Origin of the sequence: Ilyobacter sp. (genome assembly GCF_041583315.1) — a bacterium.
Taxonomy (GTDB): Bacteria; Fusobacteriota; Fusobacteriia; order Fusobacteriales; family Fusobacteriaceae; genus Ilyobacter.
In genome coordinates this window covers 1-2,125 of record NZ_JBFHGC010000507.1, presented here as the reverse complement: position 1 = coordinate 2,125, position 2,125 = coordinate 1, and the positions used below count along the sequence as shown (strand labels likewise).

Genomic DNA, 2,125 nt, shown 5'->3' with positions numbered 1-2,125 from the left:
TGAATTTAGTCATTTCAATCCCTCCATAAATTAAATCACACTAAGTAAAAACCAATAATCTACTGAATAACTCACATTTTAAAATGTATATATAATTTAAAAAATATTTAAAAACTTTTCATAACTTTGAATTTTTAGTTATACACTTTTATTTTCATTCCAATAATACCAGGTAAAATTTCCCAAGTCAATAACTTTTGAATGTTTTTCTTTCAAAAAAAAATGAAATGATTTTTTTTCTTCTTTTTATGAGTTGACGGCTTTTTTGACTACCTCCCGCTTTTAATTTTTCTTTTAAATATTATTTCAATTTTCATATTTTAAAACTTTGGTATGAAATTTACAATGTATGCTGGCTCTAATTTTATTGGGTTTCAGCACAACAAAATAAAAAAACAGTCAGCCTCTTATGTTTTACCAAAATTTTACTACAACTGTTTTTAATAAATGCACAGTAATTGATTTATATATTAAGATTAATCACAAAATAGCTTAATTTTTGAACAGCAACTAAAAACTGTGCTGAAGCACAGTTTTTTTTAGGTTTGCACATATTGTATTTCCACTAAAAAAAAACTAAACTATCTCATATGGGATAAATTAGAAAAATTGAGGGGGTTTTAAAATGTGTAAAAAATGTATATCAGAAGGCTTAGTCTCAAAATGTTCAGCATGTATAGTTATGTTTAAGAAAATGGAAAAATTGATTAATTCTGATAACAAAAACTAATTTTAAGCTCACTCTAAAAATATTTATATTTTAGCATTAGGATTTTACTGATCAGATAAGATATATCAACAAAATAAGTGAATAAAAAAAAGTACCCGCCAAATAATCTTGTCGGGTACTTTTTTTATTCACATGACATCTCTCAGCATCAGAGCGACACTATAAATAACTCTTGTATTAAGGTGTGACAAGTCACAGGAAAGTATTTCTTGTATTTTAGCCAGCTTATAGTTAATGGTATTCCTGTGATAAAAAAGTTGCGATGCCACCTCTTTTACACTTCCGCTGTGCTTTAAATAGGTTTCGAGCACCAGCATGTAGTCTGTCCCGTTAAGCTCATCATGCTTGACCAGGGGTTCTATTGTTTCCTTATAGTATTCCTTCATAACAGCTTTATCTTCCAGCGATAATAGTAACTTATATAAACCTAAGTCACTGTATATACCTATTTCACCACTCTTACCTTTTTTTTCCTGAAGTTTTAAAATGTTCATAGCTTTACGATAGCTTTTTGACAGACGTTTAATATTTTGGGTATTCTCTCCAATGGAAAAATATCTTTCTTCATTTTTATTTAATAATTCTGTAAATTTCTTATTTACTTTTTCTATAATATTACTGATTTCTTTTTCACTATACTGGGCAAATACTAAAACAAACTTGCCTTCTAATTCAAAAGCAAAAGTTCTTTCATAAGTAAAAGTAACCATGTTTTCTATTGCTTTCAACAGCTTGGACCGTCTTTTTTCATCTATTACTTTTCCGGTGGATTTTTCCAATATTTTAATAAGTGAAATACCGTATTCCCAGTCGGAATTAAAATTGTTCATTTCAAATTGAGGTACATATAAATTCTCTTGTTCAGGAAGAAATATCGCATTTTTAACAGCTGCAGATAATTCTATGTTGATCCTGTCTGATATTGTGATTTGATAGCAGAAACTTTTTATAAAATTTGACATATATACATGCCACGGAATCTCAAAAAGAGGGAAGTTGTGTTCGTTGCAAAACTCTATAACCTCGTCGGGAATACTTTTAATATAGGGACCAATGTTAATAACCATACCACTGGCATGGTTGTAATATGTGTGTTTGACCAATTCAAAGAGCCCCTCTTCTTTTTCCAGGGCAATCCCCGTTATAAATGAGAGTTCTTGTCCCTCTAAAAAAGTAGATATCTCGATACCTTCGATCATATGTGCCCATCTTACTACATTATCCATCCCTCCTTTTCCGGCAACTAATTTTATATCTTTTTTATTGGTAGTATCATATAATTCGCTCAATTTTATGGCCATTCTTTACCTCCGAAATATAAACACTTTTCAAAAATAGTTAAAAATATATATCTTCGTAATTTTAATATACTAAAAAATAAATATTTTAGCGATC

At 29.1% G+C, this 2,125-nt stretch carries 1 protein-coding gene; it reads right to left on the bottom strand.

Annotated features, from left to right (window positions below; translation table 11 throughout):
- Nucleotides 1–858: 858 nt before the first annotated feature.
- Nucleotides 859–2,031 carry a PucR family transcriptional regulator gene (locus ABZA26_RS13530; RefSeq protein ID WP_372715025.1) on the bottom strand — a complete coding sequence of 391 codons (1,173 nt, stop codon included), beginning with the start codon at nt 2,029–2,031 and terminating at the stop codon, nt 859–861.
- Nucleotides 2,032–2,125 lie beyond the last annotated feature (94 nt).